The sequence below is a fragment of the Desulfovibrio sp. JC010 genome (assembly GCF_010470675.1).
Classification (GTDB): Bacteria; Desulfobacterota; Desulfovibrionia; order Desulfovibrionales; family Desulfovibrionaceae; genus Maridesulfovibrio.
Genome location: NZ_VOIQ01000012.1, coordinates 38480 through 55978 on the forward strand (window position 1 = coordinate 38480; position 17499 = coordinate 55978).

The 17499-nt window shown below is 50.6% G+C and carries 16 protein-coding genes and 2 tRNA genes; 4 read left to right on the forward strand and 14 right to left on the reverse strand.

All coding sequences use genetic code 11. The annotated features are described in order from the left end of the window. Nucleotides 1–25 precede the first annotated feature (25 nt). The 3 genes from FMR86_RS14295 to pnuC all read right to left on the reverse strand — a co-directional run bounded on the left by FMR86_RS14295 (nucleotide 26) and on the right by pnuC (nucleotide 2919). The gene (locus tag FMR86_RS14295; protein WP_163352083.1) at nucleotides 26–1597 is read right to left on the reverse strand and encodes an ABC transporter substrate-binding protein; all 1572 of its coding nucleotides are present in this window, start codon (nucleotides 1595–1597) and stop codon (nucleotides 26–28) included. Between the two features lie 174 nt (nucleotides 1598–1771). Further along, nucleotides 1772–2311, reverse strand: a complete 540-nt coding sequence (locus FMR86_RS14300) for an AAA family ATPase (RefSeq protein WP_163352084.1) — start codon at nucleotides 2309–2311, stop codon at nucleotides 1772–1774. Beyond that, a complete protein-coding gene (gene pnuC, locus FMR86_RS14305) occupies nucleotides 2299–2919 on the reverse strand; it encodes a nicotinamide riboside transporter PnuC (RefSeq protein ID WP_163352085.1) in 621 nt (206 codons plus the stop codon). Before pnuC ends, FMR86_RS14300 begins: the two co-directional genes overlap by 13 nt. Nucleotides 2920–3103: 184 nt before the next feature. Between pnuC and FMR86_RS14310 the strand changes: the two genes are divergently transcribed. Further along, on the forward strand, nucleotides 3104–3793 hold the full coding sequence (locus tag FMR86_RS14310; protein ID WP_163352086.1) for an aspartate/glutamate racemase family protein: 690 nt from the start codon (nucleotides 3104–3106) through the stop codon (nucleotides 3791–3793). A gap of 102 nt (nucleotides 3794–3895) precedes the next feature. Here FMR86_RS14310 and FMR86_RS14315 read toward each other — a convergent pair whose 3' ends face one another. Continuing rightward, entirely contained in the window at nucleotides 3896–4510 is a 615-nt protein-coding gene (locus FMR86_RS14315) for a LysE family translocator (RefSeq protein WP_163352087.1), read from the reverse strand. 138 nt (nucleotides 4511–4648) lie between these two features. Here FMR86_RS14315 and FMR86_RS14320 point away from each other — a divergent pair, with 138 nt between their 5' ends. Both FMR86_RS14320 and FMR86_RS14325 read left to right on the forward strand, forming a co-directional pair. Continuing rightward, nucleotides 4649–5830 carry an MFS transporter gene (locus FMR86_RS14320; protein WP_163352088.1) on the forward strand — a complete coding sequence of 394 codons (1182 nt, stop codon included), beginning with the start codon at nucleotides 4649–4651 and terminating at the stop codon, nucleotides 5828–5830. 62 nt (nucleotides 5831–5892) lie between these two features. Next, on the forward strand, nucleotides 5893–6333 hold the full coding sequence (locus FMR86_RS14325) for a nucleoside deaminase (RefSeq protein WP_163352089.1): 441 nt from the start codon (nucleotides 5893–5895) through the stop codon (nucleotides 6331–6333). Between the two features lie 11 nt (nucleotides 6334–6344). Here FMR86_RS14325 and FMR86_RS14330 read toward each other — a convergent pair whose 3' ends face one another. The 5 genes from FMR86_RS14330 to FMR86_RS14350 form a co-directional block, all read right to left on the reverse strand. After that, nucleotides 6345–6650 carry a LysE family transporter gene (locus FMR86_RS14330; RefSeq protein ID WP_239057249.1) on the reverse strand — a complete coding sequence of 102 codons (306 nt, stop codon included), beginning with the start codon at nucleotides 6648–6650 and terminating at the stop codon, nucleotides 6345–6347. After that, a complete protein-coding gene (locus FMR86_RS14335) occupies nucleotides 6640–7860 on the reverse strand; it encodes an SGNH/GDSL hydrolase family protein (protein ID WP_163352090.1) in 1221 nt (406 codons plus the stop codon). The genes FMR86_RS14330 and FMR86_RS14335 overlap by 11 nt, the downstream gene beginning before the upstream one ends. Before the next feature lie 389 nt (nucleotides 7861–8249). After that, a tRNA-Thr gene (locus tag FMR86_RS14340) sits at nucleotides 8250–8325 on the reverse strand. A 166-nt stretch (nucleotides 8326–8491) separates the two neighbouring features. Beyond that, nucleotides 8492–8568, reverse strand: a tRNA-Pro gene (locus tag FMR86_RS14345). An 86-nt stretch (nucleotides 8569–8654) separates the two neighbouring features. Beyond that, a complete protein-coding gene (locus tag FMR86_RS14350) occupies nucleotides 8655–9959 on the reverse strand; it encodes a BamA/TamA family outer membrane protein (RefSeq protein WP_163352091.1) in 1305 nt (434 codons plus the stop codon). 174 nt (nucleotides 9960–10133) lie between these two features. On the opposite strand from FMR86_RS14350, the gene FMR86_RS14355 reads away from it, so the two are divergent. Next, a complete protein-coding gene (locus FMR86_RS14355; protein ID WP_163352092.1) occupies nucleotides 10134–12713 on the forward strand; it encodes a PEP/pyruvate-binding domain-containing protein in 2580 nt (859 codons plus the stop codon). A 27-nt stretch (nucleotides 12714–12740) separates the two neighbouring features. Here FMR86_RS14355 and FMR86_RS14360 read toward each other — a convergent pair whose 3' ends face one another. The 5 genes from FMR86_RS14360 to FMR86_RS14375 all read right to left on the reverse strand — a co-directional run bounded on the left by FMR86_RS14360 (nucleotide 12741) and on the right by FMR86_RS14375 (nucleotide 17472). Continuing rightward, nucleotides 12741–15419 carry a FecR domain-containing protein gene (locus FMR86_RS14360; protein ID WP_163352093.1) on the reverse strand — a complete coding sequence of 893 codons (2679 nt, stop codon included), beginning with the start codon at nucleotides 15417–15419 and terminating at the stop codon, nucleotides 12741–12743. Nucleotides 15420–15646: 227 nt separating this feature from the next. Further along, nucleotides 15647–15805, reverse strand: a complete 159-nt coding sequence (locus FMR86_RS20435; protein ID WP_203544903.1) for a hypothetical protein — start codon at nucleotides 15803–15805, stop codon at nucleotides 15647–15649. Between the two features lie 66 nt (nucleotides 15806–15871). Then, nucleotides 15872–16267 (reverse strand): CBS domain-containing protein, encoded by a 396-nt coding sequence (locus tag FMR86_RS14365; RefSeq protein WP_163352094.1) that lies wholly within the window; start codon nucleotides 16265–16267, stop codon nucleotides 15872–15874. Nucleotides 16268–16279: 12 nt separating this feature from the next. Further along, a complete protein-coding gene (locus FMR86_RS14370) occupies nucleotides 16280–16627 on the reverse strand; it encodes a P-II family nitrogen regulator (RefSeq protein ID WP_163352095.1) in 348 nt (115 codons plus the stop codon). Beyond that, nucleotides 16624–17472 carry a DUF1538 domain-containing protein gene (locus FMR86_RS14375; RefSeq protein WP_163352096.1) on the reverse strand — a complete coding sequence of 283 codons (849 nt, stop codon included), beginning with the start codon at nucleotides 17470–17472 and terminating at the stop codon, nucleotides 16624–16626. Before FMR86_RS14375 ends, FMR86_RS14370 begins: the two co-directional genes overlap by 4 nt. Nucleotides 17473–17499: the final 27 nt, after the last annotated feature.

Sequence of the window (17499 nt, forward strand, 5' to 3'; positions counted from 1 at the left end):
TGTTTAGACAATTTAAGTGAGCGTACTATTTAGTGACTTTAATGTCGCGAGGCAGAGTGTAACCGTCGGTGCGGCCGTTGTACTCAAGTCCTTTCTTGGAACCCCAGACGTTTACCTGATAGTGAATGGGGATAATGCCCAGATCGCCGATACCCATTTCAGTGGCCTTGATGATCAGTTCGTTGTGCTTTGCAGGATCAACGGTGACCAGAGCCTTTTCGAGGGTGGCGTCAAGATCGGGGTTGGAGTAGCGGCCGCGGTTGGAGGAGCCGAAACCCTTTTCTTTATCGTAGGTGTGCAGCAGGGCACCGATGCAGTTGGACTGTTCACCGGTATCAGTTGCCCAGCCTACGAGCATGAAGCTGAACTCAAGCTTGGAAGCGCGGCCGAAGTATACACTCTTGGGCATGGTGTTTACTTCAGTCTTGATGCCGATCTTGGTCAGCATCTGTGCGATGGCCTGTGCGATGTCGGCATCATTCACGTAGCGGTCGTTGGGACCGTGGATGACCAGTTTGAAACCTTCGGGGTATCCGGCGTCGGCGAGCAGTACTTTTGCCCCTTTGGGGTCGTATTCTTCAGCCTTGAGGCGTTTGCTGGTGCCTTCGTAACCATCGGGAACCATCTGGCTTGCGGGTACTGCAAGACCGTCCATGATGCGGCCGGCGATGGCGCGGCGGTTGATGGCCTTGGAGATGGCTTTACGCACGCGGAAGTCTTTCAGGGGGTTCTTGATTTTTTCACCGTTGTTACCGGATACGGTGGGGGAATCATCGCGGTCGGTATCGAGGTGCAGGTAGATCAGACGGGTGGAGGGAGATTCGGAAAGGGTCAGCTTTTTGTTTTCAGCCAGACCGTCAACGTCTGCCGGAGGCACGAAGTTGATCATATCCACATCGCCGGACTTAAGTGCTGCTACACGGGTACCGTCGTTGGTGATGGGGCGGACAATGATTTCTTCCCAAGGCATTTTTTCGCCCCAGTAGTTGTCATTGCGCTTGTAGATGATTTTATCACCGCGTTCCCATTTAACCAGCGCGTAAGGTCCGGTACCGATACAGGCTTTGCCGGAGTTGAAATCTTCAGTGGAAGCACCTTCAGCGTTCTTTTTGGAAATGATGGGGAAAGCCGCCATCTGACGGGGAAGAAGCGGAGCTGGTGCTTCAGTGGTGAAGCGGATGGTCAGCGGGTCAACAATGTCGATCTTCTGGATATTGGAAACAAATCCGGTGAAGGAAGAAGGACTGTTGGGTACGTTGGGGATGCGTTCAATGGTGAATTTTACGTCTTCAGCAGTGAACGGGGAACCATCGTGAAATTTTACGCCTTCACGGAGTTTGAATTCCCATACATTGTCGGAAACCGGTTTCCAGGAAGTAGCCAGACCGGGCTGGAGTTTCTGCCTGTTGTCCTGACGGACCAGCTTGTCGAAAACATACAGGGACTGCATGTTGTTGGCTGAGACATTGTGGAAATGGGGGTCGAGAGAGGTGGGTTCACCTTTCAGGCCGAGGGTCAGTTTTTCTGCATGGGCCATGGTTGCTCCGAGGGTGAAGCAAGCCATGATAGCAAGAACAATCAATAGTTTTTGGCGCATTCAATACTCCTTTTTTCACTGTCTTATAAAACCAGCTCTAACTTACATAAATCTGATCTGAAATCAAGGTTTTGATTATTTAAGAATTAATGAATGCGGAAATATGGGCGCGGAATTTTTGTTGTTTCGTTGTGAAGGGGGAGGATTTTGATTAATCAATCAATGTCGAGTGTTTTATGTAACATAATGGCGGTGTTGTGATTGCTTTGTCGTCGCATCAATTATTTGTCTCGAATTTTCAATTCTGCGTTGCAGTGGTCCGTTAATATTATGGAATGGAATGTTGCGTTGTTTAAGTTCCTTAATAAACAGCTGTTGCATGTATTCTCGTTCTCCCGGCATGTCGCGTTGTCCGTCAGCTTTCCATTCAATATCTATGTCGCAAAGCAGGTAGATAGACGGCCCGAGATATTTAAGCTTTTGTTCAAGCCAGCCGGGATATTCATTGAAGTAGTGCTTGGCGTAGACAATTGATGAGATAATGTCGGTATCGCAGATGATCAGCTCCGCTCCTCTGGTTGCAGCTTCAGCTTCAAGTTGCAATTGGCCCTGCGCAATAGGGATTACGTCGTCTATGGTCAGGTTGCCGTCCTTCATTTTGAAGTACTCGCGCAGGTATTCTGGTACGGGGTCCACTTTGTAATGCTTGGCCAATGCTGCGGCGAGAGTTGATTTTCCGGTGCATTCGGACCCGGTGAGCACTACGCGGAGCATGCACGTTCCCGGTCGGCGCGGTAGGATTTAAGCCAACTGATGAAGCCGAGCACGGCCATAGCGGTGTAGACGGCCATAAGTCCGCTGTATCCGGTCCAGCCTTTGGCGTAATAAATGCCGATATACATGACATCGGCAGTGATCCAGAGCAGCCAGTTTTCCAGATATTTTTTAGCCAGAAGATACTGGGCGATGAGTGAGATGATAGTGGTCAACGCGTCCCACCACGGGAAGGAGGCTTCGAGGTAGTTTTCCATGAGATATCCGGTGGGAATGAAGGCAGCAAGTCCGATCAAAGCCAGCCGCAGGCCGAGTTTACGGTCCACGCGTTGGACCTCGAGCGGGGTGTTGTCTCTGCCGCCGCGCAGCCATTGATACCAGCCGTAAAAGCCGAGCACCACGTAGACAAATTGCAGGAAGGCATCGGAATAGAGTTTGCCCTGAAAGACAATGACCATCCAGATCCCCACACTGACGATGCCGAAGGGCCAGCAGAGCGGATTCTGACGCACACTCAAAAATATGTAGATTAGCCCGGTGGCTATGGAAAGCTGTTCGCCGAGGCTCATGGAGTTTATGAAATTTATGATGAAGTTTATGAGTTCCATATCTGTCCTGAATTGTTCGATTGTTGTTTACCGGGCGGATGTTATCAGTTTCCGGTATAAAGTCCATTTGGCGCGCTGGCTGTTTTTTTAGATCTGTACTGCTTGGATTTGCTGTTGCTGTATATTTTAGGGTACAGATTGTTTTGCTATACGGGTATGAAATTATGAACCCAAGGAGAAAGTTATGAAAACTCTCGGAATTCTCGGCGGTATGAGCTGGGAATCTACTATATCATATTATAAGAAGCTCAATGAAGGTGTGCGCGATTATCTGGGCGGGCTGCATTCCTGCCGCATGGTCATGCACAGTGTTGATTTTGCTCCCTTTGCGCAGCAGATGGGGCAGAATGACTGGGAATCCATCACTGCCGGGCTGGTCAATGGAGCCAAATCCGTTGAAGCAGGTGGTGCGGATGCGCTGATCATCGCCACCAACACCATGCATAAAGCTGCCGCTGATGTGCAGGCGGCAGTTGATATCCCCTTGCTGCACATGGCTGATGCAATTGCTGCGGGCGCAGAAAAGACCGGGGCCTCAAAGCTGGGTCTGCTGGGCACAGCTTTCACCATGGAACAGGATTTCCTGTCCCGTCCCTTGAAGGAAAAATACGGGCTGGATGTGATCGTACCTGATTCTGCCGGACGGTCCATGGTTCACCGCAGCATTTTTGATGAACTTTGCTGCGGAAAACTTATCGATAAGACCCGTGACGGATACATAAAAATAATTGAAGAAATGGCAGCGCAGGGTGCCGAAGCAATTGTACTCGGCTGTACCGAGATCGGGCTGCTGGTCAAGCCTGAAGATGTTTCAGTGCCGTTAATTGATACGGTTGAGGCACATGTTGAATTGGCTTTAAATCATATATTGTAAAGCTATAAAGCCAAGCGGCGAAGCCTTAATAAAAAGTTTTGGGATTCTTAAACCCTTTTTTAAAAGGGTTTAAGGCCCCCGGCAGGGTCGCCGAAGGCATTCTTACTCAGTAGCAACAGCCACCCCTGACCCGATCAAGACCGACCCGGCACAGCGGTTGGCGATTTTCCAGATTTTCGGGCTGCGGATGGCCGCGCGGCTGCGGTCTCCAAGCCATGCGTAGGCCAGCAGCACGGCCAGCACAGTGGGGATGATCGCGCTGATTACGATTACGGCATCGGTTGCGGTCAGATGCTGCAAATCCATAAAACCGGGCAGAAAGCCGCAGTAAAATGCGATGACCTTGGGGTTGCCCAGTGATACGCAGAGCCCGGCCAGAAAAGTTTTTCCCAGTCCTTTTTCTTCGGGCAGGGCAGTTTCTTCAACCAGAGGCGGCGGGGCCATCCAGCATTTGATTCCCAGATATATAAGATAGGCCGCGCCTGCCCATTTCAGAACCACAAATCCTGCCCCCAGTTTTTGGGCGGCAAACCCCATGCCTAAAAGTACCATGGTCAGGTAGGTGAAATCGCCCATGACAACGCCCACGCAATACAGGGCGGTGGATTTGAATCCACGTGCCACAGACTGGGCGATTATTGACATGACTCCCGGTCCGGGAATCAGGGCAAAAATCAAGACTGCAAATATCAGTGCTATTGTGGATGTGACGGTCATTGCTTTACTCCATTATTCTGGTTTCTGATTACTCCTGATGTTTTGTCCGGTCCAGCAATTTATCGTTGGCAGCACGGGCGGAGTGGTCTATCAATGGATGATCATAACCCTAACCGGACCCTTCTCTGGAATTAACGCATGGCTGAAAAGCAATCCCTTCCCCTCCTCGAATTCATCACTTTATGCTGCGTGGTCTTCATGGCCGTGTGCAACATTTCCGTTTACTACAGTCTGAATGTTTACCTGCAAGAGCTTGGATTTAATAAGACTGTTTCCGGATTACTGATAAGTGTCTATTCTCTTTCCGGCATGTTCATGTATCTTACGGTCAGTAGTCGAATTACTGCCGTGAATGCCTACCGTTTCATGTTCGCAGGTATGGTGCTGGTCGGGTTCTGCGGTTGCGGATATATTTATTTGCATGATTTTTTACCGCTTCTGCTGCTGCGTATCGGGCAGGGGGTGGGCATCTTCATGCTGCTGGCTCCGTGTGTGGCAATTCTAGTCTCCATGGTCAGTCAGAAAAATGTAGGCTCGGCATTCAGCCTTTATTCAACAGCCCTGCTGCTGCCCTATGCGGTCATGCCCCATGTGTCTGAACAGTTCGGAGCTCTGGTTGCGGGGCCGGAGTGTATTTATGCCGGGACTGCCGGGCTGATTCCGCTGGCGTTTTTGCTGACCCTCTTTCTTAGATTTCGAACTTCGCAAATAGCAAAGCACGTGCAGACAGAAGGTGAAACCGAAGCTGTTTCCATGCGCGAATCATACGCCAATCTGCTGCAGCTTAAGATCTTTTCAGTGCTGGCAGTGAACGGTGTCTATTTTATGATTTTTACCGGGCTGTTCTTTTTGTTTCAGGATTTTGCCCATTCACGGGGCGTGTTTAAGGCCGGATATTTCTTTTCCTTACAGATGGGGGTGATGATCGCCATCCGTTTATTTGGCGGAGCTATTTTTGACCGCTTCTCCAAGCGCGGACTGATTGTGACCGCTTTTATGCTTACTGCCGTGGGTTTTGTGATGCTGAACGGATTGCATGATGAATCCATGCTCCTGCCCATCGCCGTTATATTCGGTACAGGCATGGGGCTTAGTGCTCCGGCTCTTAATTCACTGATGTTTGTAGTCAGTGAACCCCGTTTCCGCAGTTTTAATGTGAACATGATGATGTTTACCGTACACGCGGGGTCATTCTTCGGTCCGCTCATGGGTGGAATTGCCGTGGATTACATGGGTTATGACGGATTTTTAAATATTGCCGCTGCGGGAACCGTGGTTACGGCTATGGTTTTTATGCTGCTGGGGCGGGCGCAGGATTAATTACTGGCTGGGAGATGAAAATGGGGCTATGCTGCCATGTTAATTAAAGTCAGGAGGCAGAAATGTCGGATATGAAATTTATGGAAGAGGCTTACAAGCTGGCAAAGAAGAGCTTCGATGAAGGCGGTCTGCCCATCGGTTCGGTGCTGGTCCGTGACGGGGAAATTATCGGTAGCGGGCATAACCAGCGGGTGCAGAAGGGCGATCCCATTGCTCATGGTGAAATGGATTGCATCCGCAATGCCGGGCGGCAGAAAACATATAAAGATACGACGATTTATACCACCCTGTCGCCATGTATGATGTGTTCCGGCACAATCGTGCAGTTCGGAATCTCCCGGGTAGTTATCGGGGAGAACCGTAATTTCGGCGGTAATGAGGAATTCCTCAAGTCCCGTGGAGTTCAGGTGGATATTCTGGACCACCCCAAGTGCATTGAGCTGATGGAACGGCTGAAAGCCGAAAAGCCTGCGCTCTGGGCGGAGGATATCGGGGAAGATTAATTTTTTATTAACTATTTAGTAGCAACCGCTACCCCGAAGCCGATCAGGACCGACCCGGCACAGCGGGTGGCGATTTTCCAGATTTTCGGGCTGCGGATGGCCGCTCGGCTGCGGTCGCCCAGCCATGCATAGGCCAAAAGGACAGCCAACACCGTGGTGATGATCGCACTGACAACGATTAGGGCATCAGTTGCGGTCAGATGTTGTAAATCCATGAAGCCGGGCAGAAAGCCGCAGTAAAATGCGATGACTTTGGGGTTGCCCAGTGATACACAAAGTCCGGCCAGAAAAGTTTTTCTCAGTTTTTTACTTCGCAATTATTTTTGCAATTTTTTCAGCTATGATTTTATTCCCATTTGGTGAGACATGGCAAAAATCAATGTAAATCGGCCAGTCAGAATCAAAAGCGTGGGTCAGGTCATGAAAATAGTCCCTGCCTGCAGCCTTTTTTACGATTTCATTGTAGTAGTATGCATATAAAGATGGGGCGCATTCGGGGGATGATTCCAACTCTTGCAGTAAGTGGTTTCTGTAGGGAGAGCCTGCCCATAGTATTGGTTGCAGAAGTGCGATGAATCTAACTCCCTGTTTGTTGCATATGTCATTGACAACGCTGTATACATAGAGCTGTTCCTCTACACATTTGTCGATCAGTTTTTTACGTGACTCACTTAATTCACACGGAGCAAATAGTTCATTTATAATCTTTGAATCTGCTTTAGAGCTGGCACCGGTTTCCTTAGAAAGAGTTGAGGTGGGAGGGGCAGTTTTTGCTTTGTTAGAATCAGCCGCCATTTTCTTTTTTGAGAAATTGATTAGGCGTATAAAATTATTGACAAAAGTGTCGGTAAGTCCCTTGCCTGCAGCATTTAACAGACGATAAAAAAGTCCTTTTTCAGCTAGATCCATCTGCTTCTGTATGTTTTTTTCATAACTGTGGGTCATGTCGGTGGATTCTTGGAGCACCCCGTTATAGAAATCATTAACCCCATCGTAAAAAACAACAACTTCAGGTTTTTTCTTTTCCAGATGCAGCCTGTTTATCAGTAAAGCCAGTTCTTGCCTGCTTCTCCATGCACTTTCACCGAAGTTTTTGGAGCAGTAAGCCGGGTTCAGGTGTTCAAAATATGCCGGTATTGTATACTGGCTGGAAGATCCGGTTCCCCACATGGTTGACCCACCGAAAAACCATATAGACTTTTTGTTGTTACAATGACTACTTTCAGGATTTATACGAAAACCGTTTTCATCAATTATGATGGTTTTTCCAGTGTATGGTTTTCTTCTCCATCCTACATATGAAGAATACGTAGAGGCGAGACTATCAAATTCCTGAAAATGTTTTTCAGCCCATGAAGTGTTCTTATAGTTGGGCAAGCGATATCTATTATTTCCACGTGTCGAATGCGTATAGCTTTTGCGCTGTTCGAGAACTTTATCGACAAACAGCCCGGCCAAAAGATTCAGTGCGGCTATCAGCAGAAGCGTGATGAGCAGTATTATTCCAGTTGTTTTTAATTTGCTCATGATTTTCTCATAAATATTTGTAAATTGCATGGGTCTGATTACAGTAACCAGATTTGCGGCTTTCCAAGATTTTTAAAAATCTAGATTCTTAGAAGTTTCGCGTCTGTTATGTTTGGCTGCTTAAGTTTTGCTTCCTCAGGGCAGTTTACCTGGATTGCATCACTTAGGTCTATGGCAGAGTTATGAGCTCAGAGGCTTGCTGATTGGGTAAAACATAAACAAAGACAAGACAATACTTTTAAAGGTAAGTCCAAAACTTTAGCAAAATCCATGGGAAGGGTTCTGGTGGTTTCGTGTGGGGAGGATTGCAATGTAGTTCGTAGTGATATCAGCAAAATTAGAAGCAAAAAGCCCTGCTTTATTTCTAAAGCAGGGCTTTTTATATGCTGTGGAGCTCCCAAGCAGATTTGAACTGCTGACCTCGTCCTTACCAAGGACGCGCTCTACCTACTGAGCCATGGGAGCACCTTTATATGGTGGCCTTCTTTGGCGATAATGCCGTATTCGGCACGCTCAACCGCTTGGCGGGAGCTTCGTCGAAAGCCTTAGAGAACCATTTTGAAAGATCATTGTGTCAAAAGAAAGGGTCGTAGTCGTAAAGGCTACGACCCTTGGGGTATCTTTTTTGACGTGGTCGGGATGAGAGGATTTGAACCTCCGACCCCTTGAACCCCATTCAAGTGCGCTCCCAGGCTGCGCTACATCCCGACGTCACGAAGAGAGGTTCTATGGAAATGTGACGTACAAGTCAACATCTTTTTTTAGAAAAGTTGAATTTCTTAAAAGTCCAATGATTAGAACGATTGCGAAACACCGACCCGTACATGCCATGATTCGCCTGAAAAGGCCCAATCCATGCGGCCAAGGTATTTGTTCACGAATGCGGCAAGGCCGAATCCGGCATCGTATTTCATATCTGTGTGCAGTTCGGTCAGTGACCAGCGCGGGGCCACGCGGCCCATTTCGCCGAAGAGGATGAACTGCAGCCAGTCCACCTTGACTATCTTCAGATCTTTTAGCGGGTTCCATTTGGGAATGTAGCGGTACTCGGCACTGTAGTAGATGGCGGCTTTGTCCCAGAAGCGGTTGTCATCAAAGCCGCGCATGCGGTACCGTCCGCCTAAGGTCGCACCTTCCCATGGCGGCGGCTTCTGGTCCGAGGCCACGGCACTGGTCCAGAATCCAAGGGCTATGACCCGCTGCCGGGCCATGTCGCTTTCCCCCAATGAAAAGAACTTCCCGTATTCAAATTCAAGGGATGTCCATGCATCCGAATGGGTCAGCCCGTCAAAACCCTGTGAAAGCTGTAAACGCTGCTTGCTTCCGCTGGAAGGGCTCAGGGGGAAATCGGTATTGTCGTAGCGGATACCCAGCCGTGCGCCTATACCCTTGTAATGGTGCTTGCCCTGTCCGTCTCCGTCGTCAACGTCCTGATGGCGGTAAAAGGGGGTGAATTCAAGGTAGGTCAGACCGTTTTCAAGCGGGTTCCAGCCCTCGTCCCATGCGGATGTTTGCTGTTCCACGGGCAACCCGTCTTTCAGGTTGTAGGTGATGATCGGATTGTCTGCGGCTTTGCCCCATGGCAGCGCGTATTTGAAGGTGGCCTCGAACATGTTGTCGATGCCCCGGCCCCGGTAGCGATCGCTTTTTTGCGAATCATTGGAGCCGCCGCGCGGATCTTCCTGCGGAGCGTCATAAACCCAGAGGTCCGGGTAGGTTCCGTCAAGGGTGATAAAATCGAGGAAAAGTCTGTCTGTGAACGGCATGCGCGCGTTGCTGACACTGCCGATAAACGAGAGGGCTTCCTTGCCGGAAGCGTAAGCGGTTCCGGCGATACTCATCTGCCCGTCCTGAAATCCGCTCATACTGGCGGCAATACCGCCTGCAAATCCGATCTGGTCCGAGCGGAAAGCATAGGGCATGATCAGCGATCGCTTTTCCTTGTTCTTTTCTTCCGGCTGGTCCACATCATGAAGCAGTGCCGGGCCGAAGGTGGGCTGCTGGGCATGGGACAGGGGACCAGTAAACAACAGGCAGCAAAATGCGATTGTTGCCAGCAGAATCACTTTTGTTCTGTATGTTTTTATAAAATACTGCATGTCGTCCTGTCCCTGTGTAAGTGTTTACCTCAATATCGTATTTTGAAACAGTATTTTTTAATCGGTTTTGATTGCGGTTCCCGTTGTTTGCGGGGTACACTTCAGGTGTATTCCCATTTATAGCGTCCGTGGCAATTTAACAGGAACCTATTTTTTAGCAGAGGACTGCACTGTATGAGTTTGTTGGATTGGTTTCCTTTTTTCAAGAAGAACGATAAGCCGAAGCTTGACCCTGAAGAAGCGCGCAGACAGCTGACTGCCCGCTACAATCATTTCCGGCTGCTCATTCAGGCCAATACCAAGACCCATGAACATATTGCCGAACTTGAAGAAGCCCTGCGCGGGTTCCATCCTTACGGCATGCATTATGTGCGCGCCCTGTGCACCCGCATTTCTATCACCACCTATAAAATGGTCAGGCATCTCAATGATTTGAATCCTGAGTCCTATGCCATGCTTTTTGACCGCTTCAAGGAGATTCAGGAGCAGGTCTCGCAGCAGATTGAGCCTGTTCATTTTTCCGGGGAAGGGGAATTGGTGCTGGATTTTGAGCGGGTGGGACGCGATCAGGCCGACCTTTGCGGGCCTAAGATGGCCATGCTCGGCGAGGCCGGAAAAAGACTCGGACTGAATATCCCCGCCGGATTTGTAGTGACCACTGCGGCTTTTCGTAAATTCATGGAGCAGGGCGGTTTGCAGGACGAAATCGACCGTATCATTCAGGCTACGGATTTTGATAAGCGGGATGAGGTCTTTCAGGTTTCTTCACGGGTCATGCAGCTCATAATTTCTACAGATTTTCCCGAAGATATTTCAACGGCCATTATGGACGGCTACAAGCAGCTGCGCGATTCCCTGGGGCGGGAAGTCAAGCTGGCCGTGCGTTCCAGTGCCCTTGGCGAGGATGTGGAAGGTGCGGCCTTTGCCGGACAGTACCGTTCCATCCTGAATGTGGATTCCGCGTCCCTGCTCATGGCGGTGAAGGAGGTCATGGCCTCCAAATACACCATGCAGGCCATGGCCTACCGCAACAATCGCGGCATGAAAGACGAGGATGTGGCCATGTGCGTGGGCTGCATTGAGATGGTGGAACCTGCAGCCGCCGGGGTGGCTTACTCGCGTAACCCGGTCAATGTGCGTGATGAGAATATTTCCATTTATTCGGTCTGGGGATTGCCGAGGGCGGTGGTGGACGGCTCCACGGAAACCGATGAATTTTCCGTGAAACGGGGAGCCGCGTTGGAAGTTGTTGAACGGCGGGTGGCCGAGAAGTGCGAAAAGTATATCTGCGATTCCGGTGAGGGGATCTGCCGCACCGAACTGTTGGACAGCTGCCGCATTGAACCTTCACTCAGTGATGAACAGGCGGTGCTGGTGGCCGATGTTGCCGTGCGTATTGAGGAGCATTTCGGACCGCCGCAGGATATTGAATGGGCTTTGACTGAAGCCGGGGAATTCTACCTGCTGCAATGCCGCCCGCTTATGCTGGTGGATGACGAGGATGAGCATGGCGCAGGCAGTCTTGATCTGCCGAAACCTGTGCTTGCCGGGGGGCGTACGGCCAGTCCCGGCGTGGGTATCGGTCCGGTTTTTCCTGTCCGCAAAAGCGCGGATGCCCTTTCGTTCCCAGACGGCGGGGTTATGGTTCTGAAACAGGCTCTGCCTGAGCATGCGGCCCTGCTGGACCGTTGCAGCGCGGTGATTACCGAGCAGGGTGGTATGGCCGGGCATCTGGCTAACGTTGCCCGTGAATTCGGGGTTGCGGCTTTGTTCGGGGTCAAGGGAGCTTTGGATGCACTTTATGAAGGGCAGATTGTAACCGTTGATGCGGACGGGCACGGGGTCTATGTCGGTCCTGTAGAGCCTTTGCTGGTGGAAAAGCCCCGCAAGCGGCTCATGCGCGGAAGTCCGGTGCAGGCGGCCCTGCGTAAGGCGGCGCGGCATATTGTGCGTTTGAACCTGACTGATCCTGAGAATCCCAATTTTAAGCCTTCAAATTGTAAAACCTACCACGATATTATGCGTTTCTGTCATGAGATGGCAGTGCGGGAGATGTTCGGATTCGGCATCAGCGACGAATATATAATGGCCGCTTCAAAGCAGCTGATTTGTAATGTTCCCAAGCAGTTCTGGGTGCTTGATCTCGGTAACGGAGTCAGTCCGGAAGGTGAGGTCAATGACCGCTGCGTGTTTATGCAGCATGTGGAGTGCATCCCCATGCGCGCGCTCTGGGCAGGGATGCAGGCCGTGCCGTGGGAAGGTCCTCCGGCCATTCATGGCAAAGGGCTGATGTCGGTCATGTTCGAAGCGACCATGAATCCCAATCTGAATGTGGCTACCCGTTCCACTTATGATCAGAAAAATTATTTCATGATTTCAAAGAATTATTGCTGTCTGCAATCCCGCTTCGGGTTCCATTTCTGCGGGGTGGAATCCCTTGTGGGGGAAAGGACTTCCGAGAACTACGCCAGCTTTCAGTTTAAAGGCGGGGCCGCCAATCCCGAGCGGCGCAGGCTGCGGGCCAAATTCATCGGTTCAATCCTTGATGAACTGGATTTCCGGGTCCGTATCCGTGAAGACAACATGCATGCCCGTCTTGAGGGGCTGGAGCGTGCAGACATGGAGTATCATCTCAAGATACTCGGTTATTTAATCACTCATACCCGGCAGCTGGATATGATCATGACCAACCCGGCGCAGGTGGAGCAGTACCGGGCGCGTTTTTTTAAGGATTTTGAGATTTTTAACGAGTGATTATTTGAGGCGTTCAGTTGTAATTTACTAACCGAAACTGATGTCACTTTGCTGCACATCATCACTGTTTTCAAAGGTGGCGATGAGTTTTTGTGCCCCTGCGCCGTCACCGTCCCCATCATAATAGAGTTTGTCGTTTTCAAATACAAAATATGCGGACGTGGACCCGGATACGGTCATGGTCCCAGAGACCGTATCGTATGCTTTAAATCCTGCGAAGGTCTTATAGCCGGACATTCCTGAGAACGGTTCAAACAGCAGATTGTCTTCGCCGCTGTTGAAGTTGTCTATGGTGTCGGCATTTGTGTATGTCCCGTATTTTATGGTCGTTACGGCTGAATCTTTCAGGTAAAATGTATCGGAACCTTCTCCAAGGTTGACTGTTTCGGAGCCTGAGGTGCTGCCGGTGAAAACATCACCGCTGTATCCGGTTGCAAAGAAGGTTTCTATGCTGCTGAATCCATATGTGTATGATCCGCTGGTGGCAACGCCTGTGCTGTTGTTGATGTTGATTGCGGCTGAAATCATGGCGCAATGCATGTTGTCTGTACCTTCTCCTGCATGCATTGTTGCGTTGCTGTTTCCTATCTCGAAAAAGTCGTTATTCTTAGTGCCGATAACAACTTCGATGTCGGTAATGGTGTCGTATTCACTCATGGGGTTCTGTCCCTCTAGCATTACCTTGCCATCGTCAAACTGGGCACTGACATATTTGTCGGTTATGCCAGAATAATCTACTGTGTCTATGCCGCCGCCTCCGTTATATACATCGTTTGCAGTGTCGTTATCTGTGAAAGTATTGGCACTGCCGTCACCGGTAATATTGTCGGCATATGCTGAACCGATGACGTTTTCTATTGAATTCAGGGTGTCATTGCCGTCTGCCCCGGTGGCGGTGTTTAAGGTCAGATCGACTGTGACACCGCCGCTGGCGTTTGCGTATGAGGCTGTGTCAATGTCTGAGCCGCCGTACAGTTCGTCATTCCCTGCTCCGCCTTCAAGAGTGTTATTCCCTTCAAGGCCGTATAATGTGTCCACTCCGGCGTTGCCCTGTATTGTGTTGTCCGCACTATCGCCTTCAAGGTTATCTCCGGAACCGGAGCCTATTATTCCTTCTACGTTGGTTATGGTGTCGATCCCGTGCGCTCCGCTGGTGGTGCCGTCTTTCAGACTAACGTTCACTCCGGTCATGGCACTGGCATAGGAGACAAAGTCAATGCCGGCTCCGCCATCAAGGCGGTCGTCACCTTCCCAGCCTTCCAGGGTGTCGTTGCCGCCGTTTCCGAGCAGGGTGTTGGCGAAATAGTCACCATCGAGTTCGTCATCGTGAGCGGAGCCTTCAATTCCTTCAATATTGGTCAGGAAGTCTGTTCTGCCGGATGTGCTGCCGAGATTGTTTTTTATGGATGCGTTGACACTGCCGCCTGCATCAGCATAGGAGACAAAATCCACATCAGATGCCGCTCCCGTACCCCCGTCAATATAGTTGGTACCAGTGCCGCCGTTTAGGGTGTCCGAACCTTCCTCTCCATATAATGTGTCGGCTCCGTCACTGCCGTACATGATGTCATCTCCGGTTCCCCCATAGAGGGTATCATCTCCGCACTGACCGTAGAGGGTGTCGCTGCCGCCAAGGCCTCTGATGGTGTCATTGGAGCTGCTTCCGGTAATGGTGTCGGCTTCAGCTGTGCCTTCTATCAGTCCGCTGCCGGTTATGTTGTGCGGGTCGGAAGTCGGTTCATCTTTTGAGCTGTCATTGTCATCGTTATTTTCGTCAGTATTTTCGAGAAGGGAGGTAATCTCGTCATCGTCGTTTTTCTTTTCCTTGTCCTTCTCTTCGTCTTTTGGTGTCGGCTTTGGTTCAGGGGTGATTTCCGGTGGCAATCCTTTTTCGTCTTTTTCGCCTTCCTTTTCAGGTTTCGGCTCCACGGGCTGTTCTACTTTGTCTTCTGTTCCTTCAATGATTCCACCGCCCAGAATTCCGTCAGGGGAAAGAATATCCCCGCCACCCGGAACTACATCTCCGGAAAGCTCTTCGCCGGATATGTCCTGTTCTTCTGGGAGGTCGTCATCCTGATTATCCTCACGCTGGTCACGGATATCCTGTTCCTGTCGGATGTTCGCAGGGGCAAGGTCCCGGAAATTCTGCAGTTCCCGTGCGGAGAGGGGGCGGACCTGACTGAGCAGGCCGGAGCCGCTGACATCGACCATCTGTCCGGAAAATAGCTGGCGCATTTCCCCGGTGGCTTTACTCTGCAGGAGCATGGCTTTTCCGGCATGGATTTCTTCCACGCCGTGAATTTCGCCGTCCGGTCCTACCTCACTGAGGATGATGGTTCCACGGATGCCTATTGTGGCCAGCGGGGTGCCGACCTTGAAACGGTCTGGATTCTGTCTGGCAATTTCCCCGGTAACTATGCGGAATGTTCCTTGGGTTATGTCGGCAAGGAAATCACCGACCCCGGTGGAATCGTCATAAATATAATCGTCTAATGAAATACGGGAGTTTTCGCCCTGAGAGAGCAGGGTGTCATCAATAAGCCTGATTTCAACATTGCCGCCCGCAGCAGTAACCAGCTCCTCACCCTGATAGATGGGAGATCCGCTGCTGAGAATCCTTGCTCCTGAAGCTGATTCGGCAAAAGCTTCGCCCTTGAGTCCGGTTACAACACCGATTTCAACAAGGGGGGTGGCTTGTTCAGGCATAATATCTCCGGGAATATGCCCTGTTAAAAAATTAAGGGTACTTAAAATCTATCACTTTTACATTAAGATGTGAATGTTTAATTATTCTTGGTATAGTTGTTCGTAATTATTAGAAAAGAAAACCCGGCGGAAGGGGAGTTCCGCCGGGTTTGGTGGCTCAGGAAAGGATAAACCGGTCCCAGCCTGAGGTCTGTATGTTCCTTTTGCTTAAGGATTTTGGAAGTTTTTCAGACGCGGGGATTTTGCGGCGGCAGGTCTTTTCCGCATTTACGGCATTTCACGGTTTTGTCCTTGTTTTCAAGCCGTATGATGTTGACCTTGCCGCACTGCGGGCATTTGCGCTTGCGGTTAAATGCCGCCATGAGTGTTGAGTATATTCCCCACATGGTATTATTCCTGCTTTTAAAGCTGGTTAAAGGTCTGTTTTTGCCATGCTTGGCTGCGGACCTGTATTAAAGCAGGTCGTTATCAAGTATGAGTGACGACAGGGTTACCATGCCGATTATTTCATTCATATGCTCCACCGGGGCACGGTGGATGCCGATGCGGTGGATCAGACGTACAGCATAACGTATATCCATCTGCGCGGGAACGGTAATAATGGGCTTGGTCATGATTTCATAAACATAAACCTGTTCAGCCTCCCGTCCGGGTACGACCACATCCCGGACCAGATCATTAACAGTGACAATTCCCCATGCGTCATCCTTGCTGCGTTTGTTAACCAGCAGTTCGGATGCTTTGGACATGCGCATCTGTTCTGCTGCTTCCTTGGCGGTCGCCATGCCGTCGATGCTGACAATCTCGGATTGCATCACATCCTGTACGCGGATAATCAGTGAACTCATATCTTTTCTCCTTTACAGGTAGCTGTCGCGGACCTTTTCCTTGAAGACTTCAATCTGGCTTTCCATGCCGAGCACATTCTCCACGGGCAGCACAAAAGCGATTCCGGTGCCGGGCTTGTGGAACTCCCCGGCGGTCTTGATCGCATCCATGACCGGCGCGACCAGATGTTCTTCCAGCAGGAAGAGGACAATGTCGGTCTGGTCTTCGAGGGTAAGGCCGAAAAATGTCTTGGCCTCGCGCATTCCGGTTCCCCGTGCGGGGATGATGGTTGCTCCGGTGGCACCGACCTTCTTGGCCGCATCCACAATGGGATCGGTTTTGTCCGGTTTTACCGGGGCAAGGATGATCTTGAATCTCATAATTTTTCCCCCTGATTGGGCTTGGTTCCGCGCATTGTTGCTGCGCGGGAAATTTTATTCTTTTCTGCCGATGCTTTTGCGCTTCTCCGTTCAGCCATGAAATGTGTGTACTGAGCGTAACCCATGACGGTGATAATTGGAAACAGGCTGGCAAAGGCGATCAGGCCGAATCCGTCCAGTGCCGGATTGCGTCCGGGCACTGCTTCGGAAAGTCCCAGCCCCAGTGCTGCCACCAGCGGCACGGTCACCGTGGAGGTGGTTACCCCGCCGGAATCGTAGGCCAGCGGGATGATTTTTTTCGGGGCCAGAAAGGTCTGGATGATCACGATTACGTATCCCGCCATTATATAAATATAAAGCGGGGTTCCGGTGACGATGCGGAAAGCTCCCAGCGATATGCCGATGGCCACTCCGATAGCAACCGTTATGCGCAGTCCCCACTGGCTGATCACGCCGCCGGAAACTTCCTTGGCCTTCAGGGCCACGGCCAGCAGCGAGGGCTCGGCTATGGTGGTGGAAAAGCCGATCATGGCCGCGAACAGGTAGACCCAGCCGTATGCGGTCCAATCAGAAATTGCGGCGACCCCGCCTTCGCCCGCCAGCAGCGAAGGCGCGGAGAGTTGGGTCGCCATGATCCGGCCTATCGGAAACAGCGCTTTTTCCAGGCCGATCAAAAACATTGCCAGTCCCAGCACCACATATACGCCGCCGATAATCAGGCTGCGCAGATTGGGTATGGGCTGGCGCAGAACAAAGAGCTGAAAGCAGGTGATCAATGCCAGTATCGGGAGAATATCCCGGATAGTGGCAAGGAATACCGCTGAGAATTCAATCAGGAAGTCCATGATCTCGCTTTCCTCTTTAAATAAAAT

Coding starts and splice junctions, on each gene's coding strand:
- FMR86_RS14295 (WP_163352083.1), bottom strand. CDS start 1,597: ATGCGCCAAAAACTATTGATTGTTCTTGCTATCATGGCTTGCTTCACC.
- FMR86_RS14300 (WP_163352084.1), bottom strand. CDS start 2,311: ATGCTCCGCGTAGTGCTCACCGGGTCCGAATGCACCGGAAAATCAACT.
- pnuC (WP_163352085.1), bottom strand. CDS start 2,919: ATGGAACTCATAAACTTCATCATAAATTTCATAAACTCCATGAGCCTC.
- FMR86_RS14310 (WP_163352086.1), top strand. CDS start 3,104: ATGAAAACTCTCGGAATTCTCGGCGGTATGAGCTGGGAATCTACTATA.
- FMR86_RS14315 (WP_163352087.1), bottom strand. CDS start 4,510: ATGACCGTCACATCCACAATAGCACTGATATTTGCAGTCTTGATTTTT.
- FMR86_RS14320 (WP_163352088.1), top strand. CDS start 4,649: ATGGCTGAAAAGCAATCCCTTCCCCTCCTCGAATTCATCACTTTATGC.
- FMR86_RS14325 (WP_163352089.1), top strand. CDS start 5,893: ATGTCGGATATGAAATTTATGGAAGAGGCTTACAAGCTGGCAAAGAAG.
- FMR86_RS14335 (WP_163352090.1), bottom strand. CDS start 7,860: ATGAGCAAATTAAAAACAACTGGAATAATACTGCTCATCACGCTTCTG.
- FMR86_RS14350 (WP_163352091.1), bottom strand. CDS start 9,959: ATGCAGTATTTTATAAAAACATACAGAACAAAAGTGATTCTGCTGGCA.
- FMR86_RS14355 (WP_163352092.1), top strand. CDS start 10,134: ATGAGTTTGTTGGATTGGTTTCCTTTTTTCAAGAAGAACGATAAGCCG.
- FMR86_RS14360 (WP_163352093.1), bottom strand. CDS start 15,419: ATGCCTGAACAAGCCACCCCCCTTGTTGAAATCGGTGTTGTAACCGGA.
- FMR86_RS20435 (WP_203544903.1), bottom strand. CDS start 15,805: ATGTGGGGAATATACTCAACACTCATGGCGGCATTTAACCGCAAGCGC.
- FMR86_RS14365 (WP_163352094.1), bottom strand. CDS start 16,267: ATGAGTTCACTGATTATCCGCGTACAGGATGTGATGCAATCCGAGATT.
- FMR86_RS14370 (WP_163352095.1), bottom strand. CDS start 16,627: ATGAGATTCAAGATCATCCTTGCCCCGGTAAAACCGGACAAAACCGAT.
- FMR86_RS14375 (WP_163352096.1), bottom strand. CDS start 17,472: ATGGACTTCCTGATTGAATTCTCAGCGGTATTCCTTGCCACTATCCGG.